The following is an 18,824-nucleotide window of genomic DNA, read 5'->3' as shown; positions in this document are numbered from 1 at the left end:
AATTCATTTCCGTATTTTTGACGAAGATGAATAATCATTTTTTTGACTTAATAGAATATACAAACAGAAGTGTTTTTTTAACGGGGAAAGCCGGAACAGGAAAGACAACATTTCTTAATGATTTTGTAAGGCGTACCAAGAAAAAGCATATTGTAGTGGCTCCCACGGGAATTGCTGCCATTAATGCAGGAGGAGTAACCATCCATTCCATGTTTGGGCTGCCGTTGAGAACCTTTCTTCCTACTACAGAAAGGATAGATACCAGTTTGGCCAATAATATTGCCGATCTGATGCCTCATTTCAAATACCGTAAAGATAAACTCAAACTTCTGAGAGAGGTTGAGATCATCATTATCGATGAGGTTTCGATGCTGAGGGCTGATGTTCTGGATATGATGGATTTCTCTTTGAGATTCATCAGAAGGAATAATCAGAGATTCGGAGGAGTACAGATGCTCTTTATCGGGGATTTGTATCAGCTTCCTCCGGTGGTAAGGGATGAGCATATCCTCAAAATGTATTACAACTCACCTTTCTTTTTTGACAGCCATGCCATTAAAGAAATTCCAATCGTCACCATTGAGCTGACAAAGGTATACAGACAATCAGACGAAGAGTTTCTGGAAATTCTGAATGCCATCCGTGACGGCGATGTGGATAATATAGATTTTGATCATCTCAATGAAAGGTATGATCCTGACTTTGATATGGGAAAAGAGTCTTATGTATATCTGTGTTCTCACAATAAAATGGCAGACGAGATCAATCAGGAGAAATTAGCTGAAATAAAAGTAGATCCTCAGATTTATGAAGCTAAACTGGTAGGAGACTTTAAAGAAAATCAATTTCCAAATGACCAGTTTCTGGAACTGAAAATTGGAGCTCAGATCATGTTTATCCGAAATGATATTTCCGGAGAAAAGAAATATTTTAACGGAAAACTGGGTGAGATTATCGGGTTGGATGAGAATGAAATCCGTGTTGTTCTGGATGAGAGTGAAAGAGAAATTGTGGTAAAAAGGGAAACCTGGGAACAGAAAAAATATTTCCTTGATACGGATAAAAATATCAAAGAGGAAGTGTTGGGAAGTTTTGAACAGTTTCCTATCAAATTGGCATGGGCGGTTACGATTCACAAAAGCCAGGGACTAACATTTGATAAAGTGATTATTGATGCCGGGAAAAGTTTTACTGCCGGTCAGGTGTATGTGGCTTTATCCCGCTGCAGAACTCTGGAGGGCATTGTTTTAAAATCAAAAATTACTCCCGAAGTTATTTTCAAAGATAACAGGATTCTGCATTTCCACACCGATACTATTGCCAATGATCATGTGGAGGCGATTCTGAATCAGGAAAAATATGATTACAGCATCAGAAAAGTATTGCGAACATTAGACTGTACATGGTTTTTGAAAGAAGTGGAGGAGTGGAATAACCTTTCCATTGTCACCAAGAATATAGACCACGTTAAAACCAAACAGCTTTATCTTCAGTTGAAACATGAAGCGGTCAACCTGGGGAAAATTTTTGAAAAATTAGAACGAATCATTTTCCAGAAAGTCAATAATTTTATTGAACAGAAAGAAGAATGGTCCGAAATTGAAAGCAAATCAAAAGGTGCGGTTAATTTCTTTTTTACAGAAACCAGAAATAAAATATTCGATCCTTTAAAAGAATTTTATGCTGAGATAAAAGGAGCAAAAGGATTGAAACAATACAACGAAGAATTCAAAAGCTGGCTGGAAGATATTGAAGAATATCTGAACAGTCTGAGAGACATTCACCTGCTTGAAACGAAACTTTTAGATGAAAAGAATGATAAGGAAATCAATCTGAAAATTGCTAAAGTTCCGTCCCAGGTTTTAACCTTCCAGTTGTTTGAGCAAGGAAAAACGATCGGTGAAATTGCCTTGGAAAGAGGGCTGGTGAAAGAAACAGTTATTGGGCATCTTGCCAAATTTGCCGAACAGGGATTGCTGGATATTTCCCGAGTTATTACTTCGGATAAGATTAAGGCTTTTGAAGATGAATTCTATAAAAATCCACATGAAACATTAACCGAGTGGAAGAATGCATTGCCAATCCATTTTGAATTTAACGAAATCAGGATTTTAATTAATCATTATAATTATAAAAAAGAAAAGAACTCGTAAGAGTTCTTTTTTTATGGAGAGACGATTCTTAAAAATTTAAGGATACATCGCATTGATGGTATTGATATCTCCGGTCGTAAATCCGGTTCTGGTATAAGTAAAATTGCTGTTGTCAGCTCTGGTAATTGTAGGCAGTCCGTTTCTGGAATATGAGGTCGGCCAATACATCATCACCGAATTAATATTAAACGGGCCTATATCTGTTCCGGAATTATAGATATTGAAATTATAAGACTGTCCGCTTTGAATATTATTCCACAGGATTTTTACGTATTGATCTCTGTCTTTACGCGTATGTTCATGATAAAGTCCTACCGTATGCCCCATTTCATGAATGACTGATCCTACAGAAATATACTGATCTAAGGAAATGGTTTGCTTCCCACCCTGATATCCGATGTGAGCCCAGCCATCAGATCCTGATGAGCTTCCGAAAATAAATTCCACATAATTAGACTGGTTGGTGCGGTAGATCCATTGTGTATTGGTTTTGTTATTGTACTCGCTGATGGCAGAGTTGATTTTATTAACATTGATGGAACCCATATTGCTGGCAATAGTATAATAAATTTTACCATTCGGCCATCTTGAATAGCTTGCACCGCCTTTATTGGCTTCGCTGCCTTCGGATAGCTGTTTATCGGTAAGAACAATATCTCCCTGGAAAAAATTCATTCCGTTTTTTCTTTCATAGGTAATTTCCTGGCCGTTCAATTGTCCTTTTTTTACAAGATCAGTATTGAGGGCATTGGTTTGAGCTTCAGAAGTAATTTCCTCATTGTTTTTGCTGCAAGACGAAAATATAACAGCAATAAGAAAACTCATAAAGACAGTTTTTCCTGTCAGCATCTGCTTATAAAACAGGCTGTTTGTTTTTTTGATCATATTAATTATTTTTAAGATTTGGTATACGAATATAATTAATATTTCTCTTTTTATTGAATTATTTTTATTAAAATATACTTATTCTTATTGTTTATTTTAAAAATCACTTAAACGAAAGCCTGTAAAATAAAAAAGGTTCTGAAAATGTTCAAAACCCTTTTATTTTTATTCGTTTAGCATATCTTGATTGACTCTGTAGCCAACGATTTTTATGTCTCCTTCTTTATTCTTCTCTAAAGTAAAAGATTCTTCTGTTTTCTTAGTCCCTCTTTTTACATTGTACATAAAGAAGTATTGACTCCGTGCATTACTTCCCTTCACAACCATTGTTTCCCATTTGGCAAGATTATATTCTTCAACAGGACCAATCGCATTGACTGTATTCATAAGTTTTACAAGTTTTTCTTTATCGGTCACCTCGAAAAACTTCTCGCCAAATAACTTATAAATATCATCCGGATTTTTTCCGTATCGAAGTTCCCAATAAAATTTTATGGGAATTTTTTCACCATCTGTTTTGTCAGACTCTCTGTCTTTATAAAATTGATTGTAAGAACAGCTTATTAAAAGGAATGATACAAAGAGCAAATAAATATTTTTCATTAAATTTTAGTGTCTAAGATTAATTTTCTTCGGTTGTTATCATAAATAGTAGCATGATAACTTTCGTCTCTGAATTCAGTTTCTGTATTTTCTATTTCATTAAATAAGTTTTTGTCTGTCCGGGAAAATTCAACAATTTCAAAATACTTTTCATCAATATAGTTGAAGTCTACCAGCTTTAGATAGTCATCAATAGAGTTTTTATCAATCATAATTTTTCCACTACCAAACTGATGTCTGTTCTGACCATTTTTCTTAACGCCAGACACCCAATATTCTTCTCCCGTTTCTATATCAAAATGATTAGCATTGATTCCCGGCCTTTTGAGTTTTTTGAGTGCCTTGTTATCGAAATAAACAGTTTGCCCTGATTTTGAGAATTCTACAAAACCAATCCATGCCGGACCGTGATGACCGTAGGATTTGTTTTCGATATACATTATTTTTCTTTTCATGTCCTTTAATGATGTTGCAATTTACCCAAATATTATATAAAATAAAGCTAAAAAAAATTTTTATTCCAATAGTTTTTCCCTGAACTGATCAATTGTTTTTATTAATTACAAAAAGTAACTAATGCAGTTTTTATGTTTTAAATTTGCCTTGTTTTTCAGATTAAAGAAAAATTAACATCATAACATGAAAAATTTTGAAATTTCTGTTTTGGATCTTGCCCCGGTAAAGCAAGGAAAAAGCATTCACGATACTTTTCAGGACAGCTTATCACTAGCCAATCACGCTGAAAATTTAAATTATAAAAGATTCTGGCTGGCGGAACATCACAATATGGAAAGCATTGCAAGTTCAGCAACCTCTGTTTTAATAGGTTTCATTGCCAATGGAACGAAAACAATCAGAGTAGGTTCAGGAGGAATTATGCTTCCCAACCACAGTTCTCTGATTATTGCTGAACAATTCGGAACACTGGAGTCTTTATTTCCGGGCAGAATTGATCTTGGGTTAGGAAGAGCGCCGGGAACAGATGGCTTAACGGCTCAGGCTTTGGGAAGAAATCCAGCCATCATCAATGAACAGTTTCCAAGACAGATCCTCGAACTTCAAAGATATTTCTCCAAAGAAAATTCGGACGCGATGGTTCGTGCAATTCCCGGAGAAGGACTGGATATTCCGCTTTATATTCTGGGATCAAGTACAGACAGTGCCTGGCTGGCTGCGGAACTTGGTCTGCCTTATGCATTTGCAGGACACTTTGCTCCGGAGCAGATGGAAATGGCTTTTAAAATCTACAGAGAGCATTTTGAACCATCAAAATATCTGGATAAGCCTTATATCATTGCCTGCGTAAACGGGGTAGCAGCAGAAACTTCCGAAGAAGCTCACAAGATTTCCACTACTTTATTCCAGGCATTCATCAATATTGTAAGAAACGACAGAAAACCATTCGCGCCGCCGGTAGATGACATGGATGAAATCTGGTCCCCAATGGAAAAATCTATGGTTTTACAGAAACTGAGATATACATTTATCGGAGATCAGGCAGAAATTCAGCAAAAGCTTAAAGATTTCCAGGAAAGGTTTGAGGTAGATGAAATGATGATCAATTCACATATCTACGATCATCAGAAAAGATTAAGATCTTATGAGATTTTCAGAACGGCAGCAGACTCACTATCCAAAGCGTAATAAACCATCCATAATTAATTGGCAGATGCTTATTTTTATGAGTATCTTTGCACAAATAAAAAGTAAAAATGTCCGATATTAAATTAAATACTATTCCAGAGGCTATTGAGGACCTTAGAAATGGTAAGATAATCATAGTAGTAGATGATGAAGACAGAGAAAATGAAGGTGATTTTCTTTGCGCGGCAGAGCTTACAACGCCGGAAATTATCAATTTTATGGCTCTTCACGGAAGAGGTCTGATCTGTATGCCACTTCCTGAAAAAAGATGTGATGAGCTTGGACTAGAAGTAATGGTAAGCAGAAGCAGCGATCCTAAAGAAACTGCTTTCACGGTATCGGTTGACCTTTTAGGAAACGGAACATCTACCGGAATTTCTGCAGGAGACAGAGCAAAAACAATTTTAGCTCTGATGGATGAAAAATCCAAACCTACAGATTTTATGAGACCAGGCCATATTTTCCCGCTTCGTGCAAGAAAAGGAGGCGTATTGAAAAGAGCCGGACATACAGAAGCCGCTATCGATCTTACCAGCTTAGCCGGTTTAAAAGAAGGAGGGGTGATCTGCGAGATCATGAATGAAGATGGTACAATGTCACGTCTGCCTGAACTTCACGCTTTTGCCCAGAAGCATGATATGAAGATCGTTTCTATTGAAGACCTGATCCATTATCAGCTTAAAAAAGGAAATCTTGTGGAAAGAATTGAAGAGAGAAAAGTAAAGACGTTTTACGGAGACTTTGATTTCTATGCTTTCAGGGAAACTTCAAATGAACAGATCCATTTTGCCTTAACAAAAGGCGCCTGGACTGTAGACGAGCCTGTTTTGGTAAGAGTACAGTCATCAGATTCTTATTTTGATGTATTGACAAGATTGAATAACGGTGAGAAGCCATTGCTGGAAAAAGTAACCAATATGGTGAATGAGGCTGGAAAAGGAGCTATTATTTTCATCAACAATGTTTCCAATTCTGAAAATACATTGAGAAAACTTCAGCAGTTCCTGAATTATCAGGACGGGCAGGAGCAGCATCCTACACTGGCGTACAACTACAGAGATTATGGAATCGGAACGCAGATCCTTAAGAATTTAGGAATCAACAAGTTTAAAGTAATCACTCAAAACCCTAATATTAAGCCTCAGGTTGGAGGTTATGATGTAGAGGTTACTGAGATGGTGCAACTATAGTGAAATGAATAGTCAATAGTGAATTTTTTCACATCAATGGCTGTTTACAATACAAAATATAAGGTTTAGGATTTTCTGAACCTTTTTTTATTTTTAAACCATGACTGAGCCTTTAAAAAAACATATCCGGAGTTATATTGATATTTCAGATGAAAAGCTGGAGAAATATTGCAGTGCTTTCAACCTTAGGAAAATAAAGAAAAAAGAATTCCTCTTAAAAGAAGGAGAGATTTGCGAATTTGAAGGGTTTGTATTAAGCGGATGTTTTAAAGTTTTTCATACCCATCATAATGCAGCTGAACAGATATTGTATTTTGGCATTGAAAACTGGTGGATTTCGGATATTGACAGCTTTGTGAACCGTATTCCTTCAAAGCTTAATATTCAGGCTTTGGAGGACAGTGAGATTCTTCTTATTCCCAAAAAAGAAAAAGAGAAACTGTATGCCGAAATGCCTGAGATTGAAAGATTAATGAGGCTTAAATTTCAAAAATCAATTATAGCATTGCAGCGCAGAATCATTGATAACCTGAGCAAGCCTTCAGATGAACGGTATGTTGAGTTTTTAAAGGATTACCCGCAAACAGCGCACCGTCTTACCAATATTCAGATTGCTGCCTACCTGGGAGTAACGCCGGAATTTATAAGCAGAATCAGAAAGAAAATTGTTAGTAAAGCATAATCTTTCTTTGTATTTAAAATTTAAAAGTCCCGGAAGCTGTAAATACTTCGGGACTTTATTTTGAGTATCTTAAAAGGTGTTCTTTAATTCAGAGTTATTCCATCAAAGTTTCGGAAGCCGTTCAGAAAATCTTTTACCATCATTCTCTTTTTACCTTCCAGCTGAAGTTCCAATGGATAATAGATTCCATCCTGTGTATAAATTTTAAATCCGTTCTTCGAAATTTCCAGTGTTCCGGCAGGTTTACCATGATCAGAAAGTTCGAACTTACCTCCGAATATTTTTAAACCTTTTTCTTCGTTTTCAATCTTTAAAGTAGTGAATGCTGCCGGGTAAGGAGACATTCCAAGAATGAGCTGGTGAATGGTCTTTGAAGGCTGCTCCCAATTGATCCTTGTATCTTCCTTGAAAATTTTATAAGCATTTTTAGGATGTTCCACCTGTGGCTGAGGCTTCTCCTGAATGGCATTTTCTGCAAGCCCATCCAGTGTTTTCACAACAAGCCCTGAACCCATTTCCATCAGTCTGTCGTGAAGGCTTCCGGCATTTTCATCAGGTAAAATTTCTATTTCCTGCTGAAGAAGAATATTCCCTTCATCAATTTTTTCGTTAATAAAGAAAGTGGTTGCTCCGGTTTTTTCTTCCCCATTGATTACTGCGTAATTGATAGGAGCTGCTCCTCGGTAATCAGGAAGCAATGAAGCATGAAGATTGAAAGTACCCATTTTTGGCATTTCAAAAAGTACTTTAGGCATCATTCTGAAAGCAACTACTACAAAAACATCAGCATCCAGTTTTCTAAGTTCTTCCAAAAACTCCGGATTTCTCAGCTTTTCCGGCTGAAAAACAGGAATATTGTTTTCTTCTGCATAGATTTTTACCGGTGATTGGTGAATTTTCTGTCCTCGTCCGCTTGCTTTATCAGCAACAGTTACTACACCTACAACCTGATGATGAGATTGATGGATGGCCTCCAGAGAAGTCTTTGCAAACTCGGGAGTCCCTAAAAAAACGACTTTCAATGATTTCATACTGCAAAGATAAGTTTTTGATCTGAGAGTCGGAAGGTTTCAGGTTTGGGGGGGAGAGTATGAGAGTATGAAAGTATGAGAGTGGGAGAGTTTTAGAGTATAAGAGTTTTAGAGATAGACTGCGATTACGATTACATCATATCATATCATATCATATCATATCATATCCAGGCATCTTTCTTATTACTCATCACTCATACTTATTACTCATGATTCAGCGCATACGTTCTGAAGTTCAGCATCCTTACCTTTCCGGAATCTAATAGGAAAATCAGATTTTCCAGAATATTTTCTTTGGAATGATAGCTGAGCTGGATAGATAGTTCTTCAATGGTAGCCGACTTTTTAGCTAATAAATTAATGATCTGCTGAGAAATATTTTTTCCAAAGATGGATTGCTTATTTTTTTCGCAGACAGAGCACTGTCCACAGTTTTTTGAATTTTTTTCACCAAAATAGGCTAAAATTAGTTTCATTTTACAATAGTCGTTATTTTCTACGTAAAATTTCATCTCTTCCCATTTCTGGATTTTATTCCTCTGAATATGTTCAAATAATTTCCAGTAAGCGCTGTTCACAGCTCTTTCATCACGGGGTTTCAGGAATTTAATGCTGGCTAATGCTCCGTCGATATATTCAAGGTAATTCTTTTGCTGAAGCTCTTTCAGACGTTCCTTGATTAAGGGAACACTGATATTGATTTTGTTGCTGACCTGCTGTTCGCTGAACATCACTTTGTGCGTAGTAATTCCTGATAGGGTACGGAAAAGGAGTTCTATGAAATGGCCATCTTTTTGTGGCAGCTGATCGATTTCATCAGCTTTAATAAAAAGTTCGAGCGAAGACAGACTTTTGTTGTCATTGTAGTAGACAATTTCCTGGTTGTGCAGAAAATTGAGTACATTGTTGATCTTGGCCTTCGATAGTTTTGTAAAATTCTGTATACTGAGATGATTCAGTTGAAATGTCTTTTCCGGAAGTTCAAATTCAGCTACCTGAAAAATAGAGTAGAGATAACTAACAATTTTCAAAAACTCAGCTTTGTTGGGTGTCTGGTTTTTTAAGACCTGATCAAAATTCAATAGTTCCTGTTTGTTCCAGAGCATGAAGGCAAAACTGTCTTTGCCATCTCTTCCGGCCCTTCCGATTTCCTGATAATAGTTTTCAAGGGATGCAGCGGGAGAATAGTGAATGACAAAACGAACATTATCTTTGTCAATACCCATTCCAAAGGCATTGGTAGAAATAAGGACGTGATTGTCACTGTTATTCCAAAGATTCTGTCTTGCATTCTTTTCTTTTGTTGTGAGGCCCGCATGAAAATAATCTACATTTTTCAGTTGATTTTTCTTTAGAAATTCTGCCAGCAGTTCAGCTTCTTTTCTTGTTCTTACGTAGACAATTCCGGAATCATTGCTGTATTTTAAGATATCAAAAACACGCTGAAATTTATCAGATACTTCATCTGTAAAAATTTTAATGTTCTCTCTTTTGAAACTCTTTTGAAAAACAAAAGGATTTTTCAGTTCCAGTTTATTTTTAATTTCTTCCAGCACTTTCGGAGTTGCAGTTGCAGTTAAGGCAAGGCAGGGAATCTCCGGGTTATTACTTCTGAATCCTTTTATATTCTGGTAGCTGGGCCTGAAATCCTGTCCCCATTCTGAAATACAGTGCGCTTCATCAACGGCAATGAAGGAGAGCTGTATTTCTTCCATATTCTGAATAAACTGAGTATTGGTAAGCCTTTCAGGAGAAACATAAAGCAGCTTGGTAAGTCCTTCTTTACAGCGGTCATAAATGGTTTCAGCATCATATTCATCCAATTCGGAGGAAAGATATTCTGCTTCTATACCGCGGGCTTTAAGCTGATTAACCTGGTCTTTCATCAATGCCAGCAAAGGAGAAACAACAAGGCAGGTTCCTTCTTTCAATAAGGCTGGTAATTGATAGCATAAAGACTTTCCTGCTCCTGTAGGTAAGAGAACCAGGGTATCTTTTTCATTAATAACAGCATTGATAATTTCTTCCTGAGAATCTCTGAAGTCGGTATAACCCCAGAAATACTTAAGAGTATCATATTTTAGCTTTTGAAAATCCTGCGGAGAAATCATGTTGTAAAAATAAGGAAAGAATTAGGACAAAAAAAGTCACGCAGGGCGTGACTTTCATATAATATATCAATATGTTTATTATTTAGCTTCGAAGTATACTCTTCTGTTGGCTCTGTTTTTCCATTCAGGGCACTTCGTTGCCGGTTCACATTCAGGATATTTAAGGTCTTTTTCACCTTTTCCTATTGCCTGTAATTTACCTGTCTGAACACCGTTTTTGATCAGATAGTTCTTAACGTTGTTTGCTCTTCTTTCAGATAGTTTCTGGTTGTAAGCATCAGTACCTCTTGTATCTGTAGCTCCGATTACATTGTAAGAACCATTTGAAGAATTAATATAGTTTACTGCATTATTTAAAATTGGAGTATTTGAAGGTAAAATTCTGTCAGAATTCAGATCAAACTCAATTCCTTCCAATTTAGTTTCTGTTTCTACTACAGGTCCTGTTGTAGCTACAGGACATCCGTTGTTTTCAACAGGTCCCGGAACCGTTACACACTTATCGTAAAGGTCAATTACACCGTCTAAGTCAGTATCAAGCGCAACTCCGGCACCATCCACTCTTGCCCCTGCAGGAGTATCAAGCTGTCTGTCCCAATCGTCGCATACACCGTCGTTATCAGCATCACCTTTTTTACATACTTCAATATCCTGGTTTTTGTTAGCCAGTACATCAAGTTTATAATAGATTTCCTGAAGCGGGTCATGCCACATTAAGTGAGATTCGTGTTTTCCAAGTTTAACAGAAAGACCTAAAGTAGCGTTGAAGAAGTTGTCGGAAACCTGCTCAGAACGTTTGTTGATAGCGCTGTATTTATCACCTCCACCGTCAAATTCATCATCACCGGTTACTACATACATTAATCTACCTTCAATATCGATTCTTCTGTTCACTTTAAACTTCAGACCTGTACCAGCCTGCATGAACATAGAACCTAATTCGAAAGGTTTGATTTCAGTCATCAATCTCTGTCTATTGCTTCCGTCTTTCTGATATGCTCTGTACGCAATAGTACCGATACCAGCATATCCGTGAAGTGCCCATCTGTAAGGAGAATGGTTGTCAACTCTTCTTAACAGGTTTGAGAAGTTAATATCTCCTAAGATAGAGATCGCGTCATACTGAGTTCTTGCTCCTACTGCTGTTGCATCCGGTGCTGAATTTTTAGTATTGAACCATCCTTGTCTGGTTTCACCTCTGTCATACTGTAAATTGATCCCAAAAGCATGGGTAATTGCTTTATCAATACTTACATACGCTGAATATCCAAAAAGGTTTTTACCGTTACCATTTTTGATAGAGGTTAAATCCGCAGACTGAAGAAGTGGAACACCCACCCCGGCAGAAATAGACCAATCGTTAAATCTTTTAGATTGATTGGTGAATGGGGAAACATTAGCAGATCCCGAAGAAAATGTATTAGGATATTCTCCTTTTGAAACTGCCGTTGAGTCTTGTGCATACGTGGCAGAAGGAATTGCCAATGCTAATGCAACAATTGCTAAACTTAATTTCATAGTGTTATTTTTTTAAGTTAAGTTATTTTAAATGATTTTTTACGCTAAAAAGTGATATTGTGTTAATTTTTTTCAAAACAAACGTACTGATTACTAATGTGTTTGTACAATTGTCCTGAAAATAATGATAAAGGTATGTAAAAAAATTCGTAGTAGAAAAAAAATAAACCGAAAAGAACAATTCTTTTCGGTTTATGAAGTATTTGAAATTATTTCTTCTTTTTCTTAGCGGGAGCTTTTTTGACTGCTTTTTTTACAGGAGCATCTTCATAGTCTTTCTTTTTGATAGAATCCCATTCTGAACTTTCTATAAATCTTACAGTAACTTTTCTGTCCGCCATTCTTTCAGCATCTGAAGCTGATGCAGGAATAGTAGCTTCAGCAGAACCTACTCCTCTTGATTTCAGCACATTTTCATTGATGCCTCTGTTTTCCAGAGCTCCAACTACAGCTGCTGCTCTTTCTTTAGACAATCTAAGGTTGTATGCTGCATTTCCCTTGATATCTGTATGTCCTGTTAACAGGTAATTACCCCCGTTTTCTTTAATAATTGAAGCAGCCAGATCCAGTTTCTCATTAGATTCAGGTCTGATGGTTGCTTTATTAAAGTTGAAATAAATATCTTTAAGGGTTTTTTCTACTTCTACAGCAGTTTGCTTATTATCTTTAACAACAGGACATCCGTTGTTTTCAACAGGGCCCGGAACCGTTACACACTTATCGTAAAGGTCAATTACACCGTCTAAGTCAGTGTCAAGTGCAACTCCGGCACCGTCCACTCTTGCCCCTGCAGGAGTATCAAGCTGTCTGTCCCAATCATCGCATACTCCGTCGTTATCAGCATCTCCTTTTTTACATACTTCGATATCCTGGTTTTTGTTAGCCAGCACATCAAGTTTATAATAGATTTCCTGAAGCGGGTCATGCCACATTACGTGAGACTCGTGCTTACCTAGTTTGAAAGAAAGACCTAAAGTAGCGTTGAAGAAGTTGTCTGAAACCTGCTCAGAACGCTTGTTGATAGCGCTGTAAGCATCACCTCCTCCATCAAATTCATCATCTCCGGTTACCACATACATTAATCTACCTTCAATATCGATTCTTCTGTTCACTTTGAACTTCAGACCTGTACCAGCCTGAAAGAACATAGAACCTAATTCGAAAGGTTTAATTTCTGTCATCAATCTCTGTCTGTTGCTTCCATCTTTCTGATATGCTCTGTACGCAATAGTACCGATACCAGCATATCCGTGAAGTGCCCATCTGTAAGGAGAGTGGTTGTCAACTCTTCTTAACAGGTTTGAGAAGTTGATATCTCCTAAGATAGAGATCGCGTCATACTGAGTTCTTGCTCCTACTGCTGTTGCATCCGGTGCTGCATTTTTAGTATTGAACCATCCTTGTCTGGTTTCACCTCTGTCATACTGTAAATTGATCCCAAAAGCATGGGTAATCGCTTTATCAATACTTACATACGCTGAATATCCAAAAAGGTTTTTACCATTACCATTTTTGATAGAGGTTAAATCTGCTGACTGCAGAAGCGGAACACCTGCTCCTACTGAAACAGACCAATCATTAAATCTCTTGGATTGGTTGGTAAATGGTGTAACATTAGCAGATCCTGAGGAAAATGTATTGGGATATTTTCCATTTGAAACTGCTGTTGAGTCTTGTGCATAAGCGGCAGAAGGAATTGCCAAAGCTAATGCAACAATTGCTAAACTTAATTTCATCGTGTATTATTATTTGATTTTCTTTTTTGAAAAAGAATGGTAAGGCTGTTTTAATTATTTAATCGGGCATCCGTTATTTTCAACAGGTCCTGGTACAGTTACGCACTTATCGTAAAGGTCAATAACTCCATCAAGATCCATATCCAAAGCAACTCCGGCTCCATCTACTCTTGCTCCTGCAGGAGTATCAAGCTGTCTGTCCCAGTCATCACATACTCCGTCATTGTCTGCATCTCCTTTTTCACAGACAACAAGGTCTGTACTTGCATTTTCAAGAACGCTGGTTCTGTAGTAAGCTTCCTGAAGCGGGTCATGCCATGCCAGATGAGATTCGTGCTTTCCTAGTTTGAAAGATACTCCTAAACTTACTGTCCAGGCGTTATCAGATCTTCTGGAATTTAACATGTTATATTTTGAACCTGGAGTGGAAGGATCATAATCATTAGGATCTGCCCATCCGCCGCCATCGAATTCATCATCACCACTGATAATGTACATGGTTCTTGCCTCAACGTCAATAAGTTTTGAAACATTGTATTTTATTCCCACACCTCCCTGATAGAAGATAGAGTTGATATCAATGTCCTGTTTAATGAATAAAGGAGTTCTTCTTGGAGAATTGCTCCATCTGAATTCGTCGTTATCATGCAGTGATGTTCTGAATCCCTGAAGACCGATACCCATATATCCGTGGAAAGCCCATCTGTATGGAGAGTGGTTGTCTACTCTTCTGAATAAGTTCGAGAAGTTGATATCCCCCAATAAAGAGATGTTGTCAAACTGTGTTGTTGCAGTAGCTATTCCTGATTTTACACCTTCAGCACCAGGAAGCTGGGCTGTCTGTTTTGTTTCTCCTCTCATATACATAAGGCTTAGCCCGAATGCATGTGTGATTTGTTTGTCCACGCTTACGTAAGCATTGTATCCCCAATTGGTTTTATCCTTGCGGATAGATTTTAAATCGGAGTGTACCATAAATGCAGGACCTCCTCCAACAGAAATAGACCAGTCTCTGAAACGTCTGGATTTATTGTCAAAGGGTTTTACATTAGCGGAACCTGAGGAGAATGTATTAGGGTACTCTGTGGAAGAGTTTACTGTTGTGCCGCTGTTCTGTGCGAAAGCTGCAATTGGCAATGACGTAGCCAATAATAATAAACCTAATTTCATACAATATGTTTTATGTTTTAAATAAAATCTTTTAATAATATCCTGGAAAAATCCCTTTCAAAAAGATGTTTTTTATGAGGGATTTCTAATCTTTCTGATTTAAAATTCAACTCATTATACTTAATGATATCAATATCAATTATCCTGTCTGTGTAACCACCGGATACTTTTGAATCATTAATTCTTCCCATCTCAACTTCTATATTCTTAATACAATCAAGCAGTTGAATGGGTGAAAGATGTGTGAATATTATTGCTGCAATATTACAAAAAATATTGGAACTGGCAAACTCTACAGGCTCAGACATTAAAAATTCGCTGGTTTGTGAAATGTAATTTCCGGCTTCACTGATTTTTTTTAATGCAAGCTCTACATTTTTTTTTTGCTCTCCTAAGTTACTTCCCAGTAACAAAACGACCTTATGCTGCGACATATTAGAAAATTGATTGATTTATGAGAAGTTTCTTCAAAAATGTTTTGGCAAATATAGTCGCAATTATCATACTTTGCGCTCTATTTTTCATCTTTTTCATCATGATGCTTGTGTTCAGTGCAATGGGGAATGATAAGTCGGTGGCGGTGAAAAAGAACTCAGTTCTTACGATTAATTTAAAGACCAATATCATCGATAGTCCTACCGAAGAAGAGATGGGATTATTCGGGATAGGCGCACAAAATAAAAGTATTCTTATATATGATGCATTGGAGGCTATCAACAAAGCAAAAACTGATGATAATATTAAAGGAATCAGTATAGAAGCTGATGACTTGTCTGCAGGCCTTACGCAGATTGATGATCTTAGAAATGCTATTGAGGATTTCAAAAAAAGCGGAAAGTTTGTATACGCTTATGGAAACGGAGTATCACAGTCTGCTTATTATTTAGGATCTGTTGCTGATCAATATTATCTGCATCCGGCAGGAATGATTGAATTAAAAGGTCTTTCTACTGAGGTTACTTTCTTCAAAGATTTTGCAGATAAATACGGAATCGGAATTGAAGTAATCCGTCATGGTAAATTCAAGTCTGCGGTAGAACCTTTTTTAAGAAATGATATTTCTCCTGAAAATAAAGAACAGTTAAGTACTCTTTTGAATGATCTTTGGAAAAATACATCCAATAAAATGGCTGCTTCAAGAAAAATTGATACTGCTCAGTTCAGAACAATTACAGACAGCTTATACGGAATGATTCCTGAGCAGAGTTTACAATATAAACTAGCGGATAAGCTGATCCAGAAATCCGAATATGAAGATCTTCTGAAAGCGAAGCTTAATGTAAAAGATAAAGAAAAGCTGAACAAGATTTCCTTGACAAGCTATATCAATTCTTATGCGGATGAAGATAAATCCGGTGAAAAGATCGCTGTACTTTATGCTTCGGGATCTATTAATAACGGAGATGAATACAATGATATTCATTCTGAGAAATATGTGAAGTACATCAAAAAACTTCAGGAGGATGATAAAGTGAAAGCGGTTGTGTTCAGAATCAACTCTCCGGGAGGAAGTGCCAATGCTTCAGATGAAATTTTATTTGAATTACAGCAGCTGAAAAAGAAAAAGCCACTGATCGTTTCCTTTGGAGACTATGCAGCATCAGGAGGATATTATGTAGCAATGGCTGCAGATAAAATTTATTCGGAACCTAATACACTTACCGGTTCTATCGGAGTGTTCGGAGTGATGCCTTACTATAAAGATATTGCTGCTAAAAACGGGATTCGTGCGGATATTGTTTCTACCAATGCCAACTCTATGTATTATTCCGGATTAAACGGAGTGACCCCTTACGGAGTCAATATGATGACAAGAAGTGTGGAAGGTACCTATAAAAGATTTGTCCATTTTGTAACTCAGAACAGAAAGAAAACTTTTGAACAGATTGATAATGTAGGAGGCGGTAGAGTATGGAGTGGTGTTCGTGCCAAGCAAATTGGATTGGTGGATGAATTGGGAACTTTAGCTGATGCTGTGAAATTTGCCGCTCAGAAAGCAGGAATGAAATCTTACCACGTAGAGGCTTTCCCTAAGAGAATGACTCCGTTCGAACAAATCTTTAAAGACCTGAATGAGGAAGATGTTTCGGCAAGAATTATTAAAAATAAGATAGGGAAGTCCAACTATGAGATTTTGCAGCAGATCACAAACAAAAAGCTACAGTCTGAGGTGAAAATGGAAATGCCTTATCAGATCAGAATCAACAACTAACTAAATTTTATATTGTATACAAAAATCCCGGACCTGAAATTTCAGATCCGGGATTTTATTTTTTATCAGCTTTACTATCAGCTTTTCTTTGTTGCCATTCCATAAATCCAGAGAATGATTAAAGCGCCTCCGATTGAGAGAATCCAGCTTCTCGGATTCCAGAATGAAGTAACATCTCCCCAGTGTAAAACGTAAACTCCTATAGCTCCTCCTACAAATGCTCCCAGAATTCCCAGGATAATAGTGATTAGCCATCCTCCTCCCTGAGTTCCAGGCATGATCATTTTAGCGATAGCACCTGCAATAAGACCGAATAAGATCCATGTAATAATTCCCATAGTTGCAAATTTTTTTATTGTTAATATTTTAAAAATGATTTGTTACTAATATAAGGGAAAACATGATATAAATCATCTTTTCTTGAAGAATGAGTCTACAAATTCCGTACCATTAAAAAGCTGTAAATCCTGCATTTTTTCGCCTACACCGATATACTTCACCGGAATCTGGAATTGATCGGAGATACCGATAACAACACCTCCTTTGGCTGTTCCGTCCAGTTTTGTTACTGCCAACGCGTTTACTTCCGTTGCTGCTGTAAATTGTTTTGCCTGTTCGAAAGCATTCTGCCCTGTAGAGCCGTCAAGCACCAATAAAATTTCATGAGGTGCATCAGGAATTACTTTCTGCATCACTCTTTTGATCTTGGAAAGCTCGTTCATCAGGTTGATCTTGTTGTGAAGTCTTCCTGCAGTATCGATGATGACAACATCTGCATTTTGAGCTACAGCACTTTGTACCGTATCAAAAGCTACAGATGCAGGATCTGATCCCATTTCCTGTTTTATAATGGGAACACCCACTCTTTCGCTCCAGATAACAAGCTGGTCAACGGCAGCCGCTCTAAAGGTATCTGCAGCTCCAAGAACTACTTTTTTACCTTCCGATTTGAACTGATGAGCCAGTTTTCCGATGGTTGTTGTTTTTCCCACTCCATTTACTCCCACTACCATAATGACATATGGTTTTTTGGAAGTATCTATATTTCCCGTACCGGCATGTGGATTTTCAAGCAATAATCCCGAAATTTCTTCACGGAGAATCTTGTCAAGTTCGTTAACGCCTACATATTTATCTCTGGCAACACGTTCTTCAATTCTTTCAATAATTTTGATAGTGGTAGAGGCACCTACATCGGAAGCAATCAGTACTTCCTCCAGATCATCCAGAACTTCATCATCTACTTTGCTTTTACCGACTACGGCTTTCGTCATTTTTTCAAAGAATCCCTGGCTGGATTTTTCCAATCCTTTATCTAAGGTTTCCTTTTCTTCCTTTTTGAAAATATTTTTAAACCAACTCATAGTTTTAGTTTATTCTTATTTATTTTTAATCACTGCTGTGGCTTCTACTTCTATCAACACATCATCTCTGAAAAGCCTGCTCACTTCTACAAGGCTGCTTACGGGAGGATTCTGAAGATTGACATACAAATCCCTTACTTTTCTGAAATCAGGTGTTTTTTTGATGTCTGTGGTGTAGATGACCAGTTTGATAATATCTTTTCCTGTACCTTCATATTCTTTCAGGATGTTTTCAATATTTTTGAAAACCTGCTGGGTCTGCTCTTCAATAGTATTTCCCACAAGATTGCCCTCCGTGTCCAGAGGAACCTGTCCGGATAGCAAAATCATACTGGAATTTCCGCAATCAAGGCTTACCGATTGAGATAATCCTTTTATGCTGAAAACTTTCGGCGAACTTTTATATTCTATATTCATTGTTTTCTGACTAAATGAAAATAGAAAAGTTGCTGTGCAGGCCAGAACAAGTATCTTTTTCATACTTTACTGATTAATAATCTGGTGAGCAAAGATAGCAAAAAAACT

General features: G+C 37.1%; 17 protein-coding genes. 5 read left to right on the top strand and 12 right to left on the bottom strand.

Annotated features, from left to right (window positions below; all coding sequences use genetic code 11):
• Positions 1-26: 26 nt before the first annotated feature.
• Positions 27-2,153 carry a helix-turn-helix domain-containing protein gene (locus tag LIV57_RS12630; protein ID WP_227942865.1) on the top strand — a complete coding sequence of 709 codons (2,127 nt, stop codon included), beginning with the start codon at positions 27-29 and terminating at the stop codon, positions 2,151-2,153.
• A gap of 36 nt (positions 2,154-2,189) precedes the next feature.
• Here LIV57_RS12630 and LIV57_RS12625 read toward each other — a convergent pair whose 3' ends face one another.
• The 3 genes from LIV57_RS12625 to LIV57_RS12615 form a co-directional block, all read right to left on the bottom strand.
• Positions 2,190-3,038: a M12 family metallopeptidase gene (locus LIV57_RS12625; RefSeq protein ID WP_227942864.1), complete on the bottom strand. Its 849-nt coding sequence runs from the start codon at positions 3,036-3,038 to the stop codon at positions 2,190-2,192.
• Positions 3,039-3,203: 165 nt separating this feature from the next.
• Complete coding sequence (locus LIV57_RS12620) at positions 3,204-3,641, bottom strand: hypothetical protein (protein WP_227942863.1); 438 nt, start codon at positions 3,639-3,641, stop codon at positions 3,204-3,206.
• Positions 3,641-4,096: a hypothetical protein gene (locus tag LIV57_RS12615; RefSeq protein ID WP_227942862.1), complete on the bottom strand. Its 456-nt coding sequence runs from the start codon at positions 4,094-4,096 to the stop codon at positions 3,641-3,643. The genes LIV57_RS12620 and LIV57_RS12615 overlap by 1 nt, the downstream gene beginning before the upstream one ends.
• 184 nt (positions 4,097-4,280) lie before the next feature.
• Between LIV57_RS12615 and LIV57_RS12610 the strand changes: the two genes are divergently transcribed.
• The 3 genes from LIV57_RS12610 (at position 4,281) to LIV57_RS12600 (ending at position 7,157) form a co-directional block, all read left to right on the top strand.
• Complete coding sequence (locus tag LIV57_RS12610; RefSeq protein ID WP_227942861.1) at positions 4,281-5,285, top strand: LLM class flavin-dependent oxidoreductase; 1,005 nt, start codon at positions 4,281-4,283, stop codon at positions 5,283-5,285.
• Positions 5,286-5,353: 68 nt separating this feature from the next.
• Positions 5,354-6,475 (top strand): 3,4-dihydroxy-2-butanone-4-phosphate synthase, encoded by a 1,122-nt coding sequence (ribB, locus tag LIV57_RS12605; protein ID WP_002976742.1) that lies wholly within the window; start codon positions 5,354-5,356, stop codon positions 6,473-6,475.
• Positions 6,476-6,575: 100 nt separating this feature from the next.
• Positions 6,576-7,157, top strand: coding sequence for a Crp/Fnr family transcriptional regulator (locus LIV57_RS12600; RefSeq protein WP_227942860.1), 582 nt, complete (start codon positions 6,576-6,578; stop codon positions 7,155-7,157).
• Positions 7,158-7,240: 83 nt separating this feature from the next.
• On the opposite strand, the gene fmt is transcribed toward LIV57_RS12600, so the two are convergent.
• The 6 genes from fmt to folK form a co-directional block, all read right to left on the bottom strand.
• Complete coding sequence (fmt, locus tag LIV57_RS12595) at positions 7,241-8,188, bottom strand: methionyl-tRNA formyltransferase (protein ID WP_227942859.1); 948 nt, start codon at positions 8,186-8,188, stop codon at positions 7,241-7,243.
• Positions 8,189-8,391: 203 nt separating this feature from the next.
• Complete coding sequence (locus tag LIV57_RS12590; RefSeq protein WP_227942858.1) at positions 8,392-10,299, bottom strand: ATP-dependent DNA helicase RecQ; 1,908 nt, start codon at positions 10,297-10,299, stop codon at positions 8,392-8,394.
• Positions 10,300-10,377: 78 nt separating this feature from the next.
• Positions 10,378-11,817 carry an OmpA family protein gene (locus tag LIV57_RS12585; protein ID WP_202841231.1) on the bottom strand — a complete coding sequence of 480 codons (1,440 nt, stop codon included), beginning with the start codon at positions 11,815-11,817 and terminating at the stop codon, positions 10,378-10,380.
• 209 nt (positions 11,818-12,026) lie between these two features.
• On the bottom strand, positions 12,027-13,553 hold the full coding sequence (locus LIV57_RS12580) for an OmpA family protein (RefSeq protein ID WP_227942857.1): 1,527 nt from the start codon (positions 13,551-13,553) through the stop codon (positions 12,027-12,029).
• Between the two features lie 54 nt (positions 13,554-13,607).
• Positions 13,608-14,723: an OmpA family protein gene (locus LIV57_RS12575; protein WP_227942856.1), complete on the bottom strand. Its 1,116-nt coding sequence runs from the start codon at positions 14,721-14,723 to the stop codon at positions 13,608-13,610.
• Positions 14,724-14,740: 17 nt separating this feature from the next.
• Positions 14,741-15,157: a 2-amino-4-hydroxy-6-hydroxymethyldihydropteridine diphosphokinase gene (gene folK, locus LIV57_RS12570; protein ID WP_202841227.1), complete on the bottom strand. Its 417-nt coding sequence runs from the start codon at positions 15,155-15,157 to the stop codon at positions 14,741-14,743.
• A gap of 20 nt (positions 15,158-15,177) precedes the next feature.
• Here folK and sppA point away from each other — a divergent pair, with 20 nt between their 5' ends.
• Positions 15,178-16,935 carry a signal peptide peptidase SppA gene (gene sppA / locus LIV57_RS12565; RefSeq protein ID WP_110008042.1) on the top strand — a complete coding sequence of 586 codons (1,758 nt, stop codon included), beginning with the start codon at positions 15,178-15,180 and terminating at the stop codon, positions 16,933-16,935.
• 77 nt (positions 16,936-17,012) lie between these two features.
• Here sppA and LIV57_RS12560 read toward each other — a convergent pair whose 3' ends face one another.
• The 3 genes from LIV57_RS12560 to LIV57_RS12550 form a co-directional block, all read right to left on the bottom strand.
• A complete protein-coding gene (locus LIV57_RS12560) occupies positions 17,013-17,273 on the bottom strand; it encodes a GlsB/YeaQ/YmgE family stress response membrane protein (protein WP_034694983.1) in 261 nt (86 codons plus the stop codon).
• A gap of 72 nt (positions 17,274-17,345) precedes the next feature.
• The gene (gene ftsY, locus LIV57_RS12555) at positions 17,346-18,299 is read right to left on the bottom strand and encodes a signal recognition particle-docking protein FtsY (RefSeq protein WP_076595870.1); all 954 of its coding nucleotides are present in this window, start codon (positions 18,297-18,299) and stop codon (positions 17,346-17,348) included.
• Positions 18,300-18,314: 15 nt separating this feature from the next.
• Entirely contained in the window at positions 18,315-18,779 is a 465-nt protein-coding gene (locus LIV57_RS12550) for a RidA family protein (protein WP_227942855.1), read from the bottom strand.
• Positions 18,780-18,824 lie beyond the last annotated feature (45 nt).

This window comes from Chryseobacterium sp. X308, assembly GCF_020733145.1.
Lineage (GTDB): Bacteria > Bacteroidota > Bacteroidia > Flavobacteriales > Weeksellaceae > Chryseobacterium > Chryseobacterium cupriresistens.
This window is presented reverse-complemented; position numbering and strand designations above follow the sequence as displayed.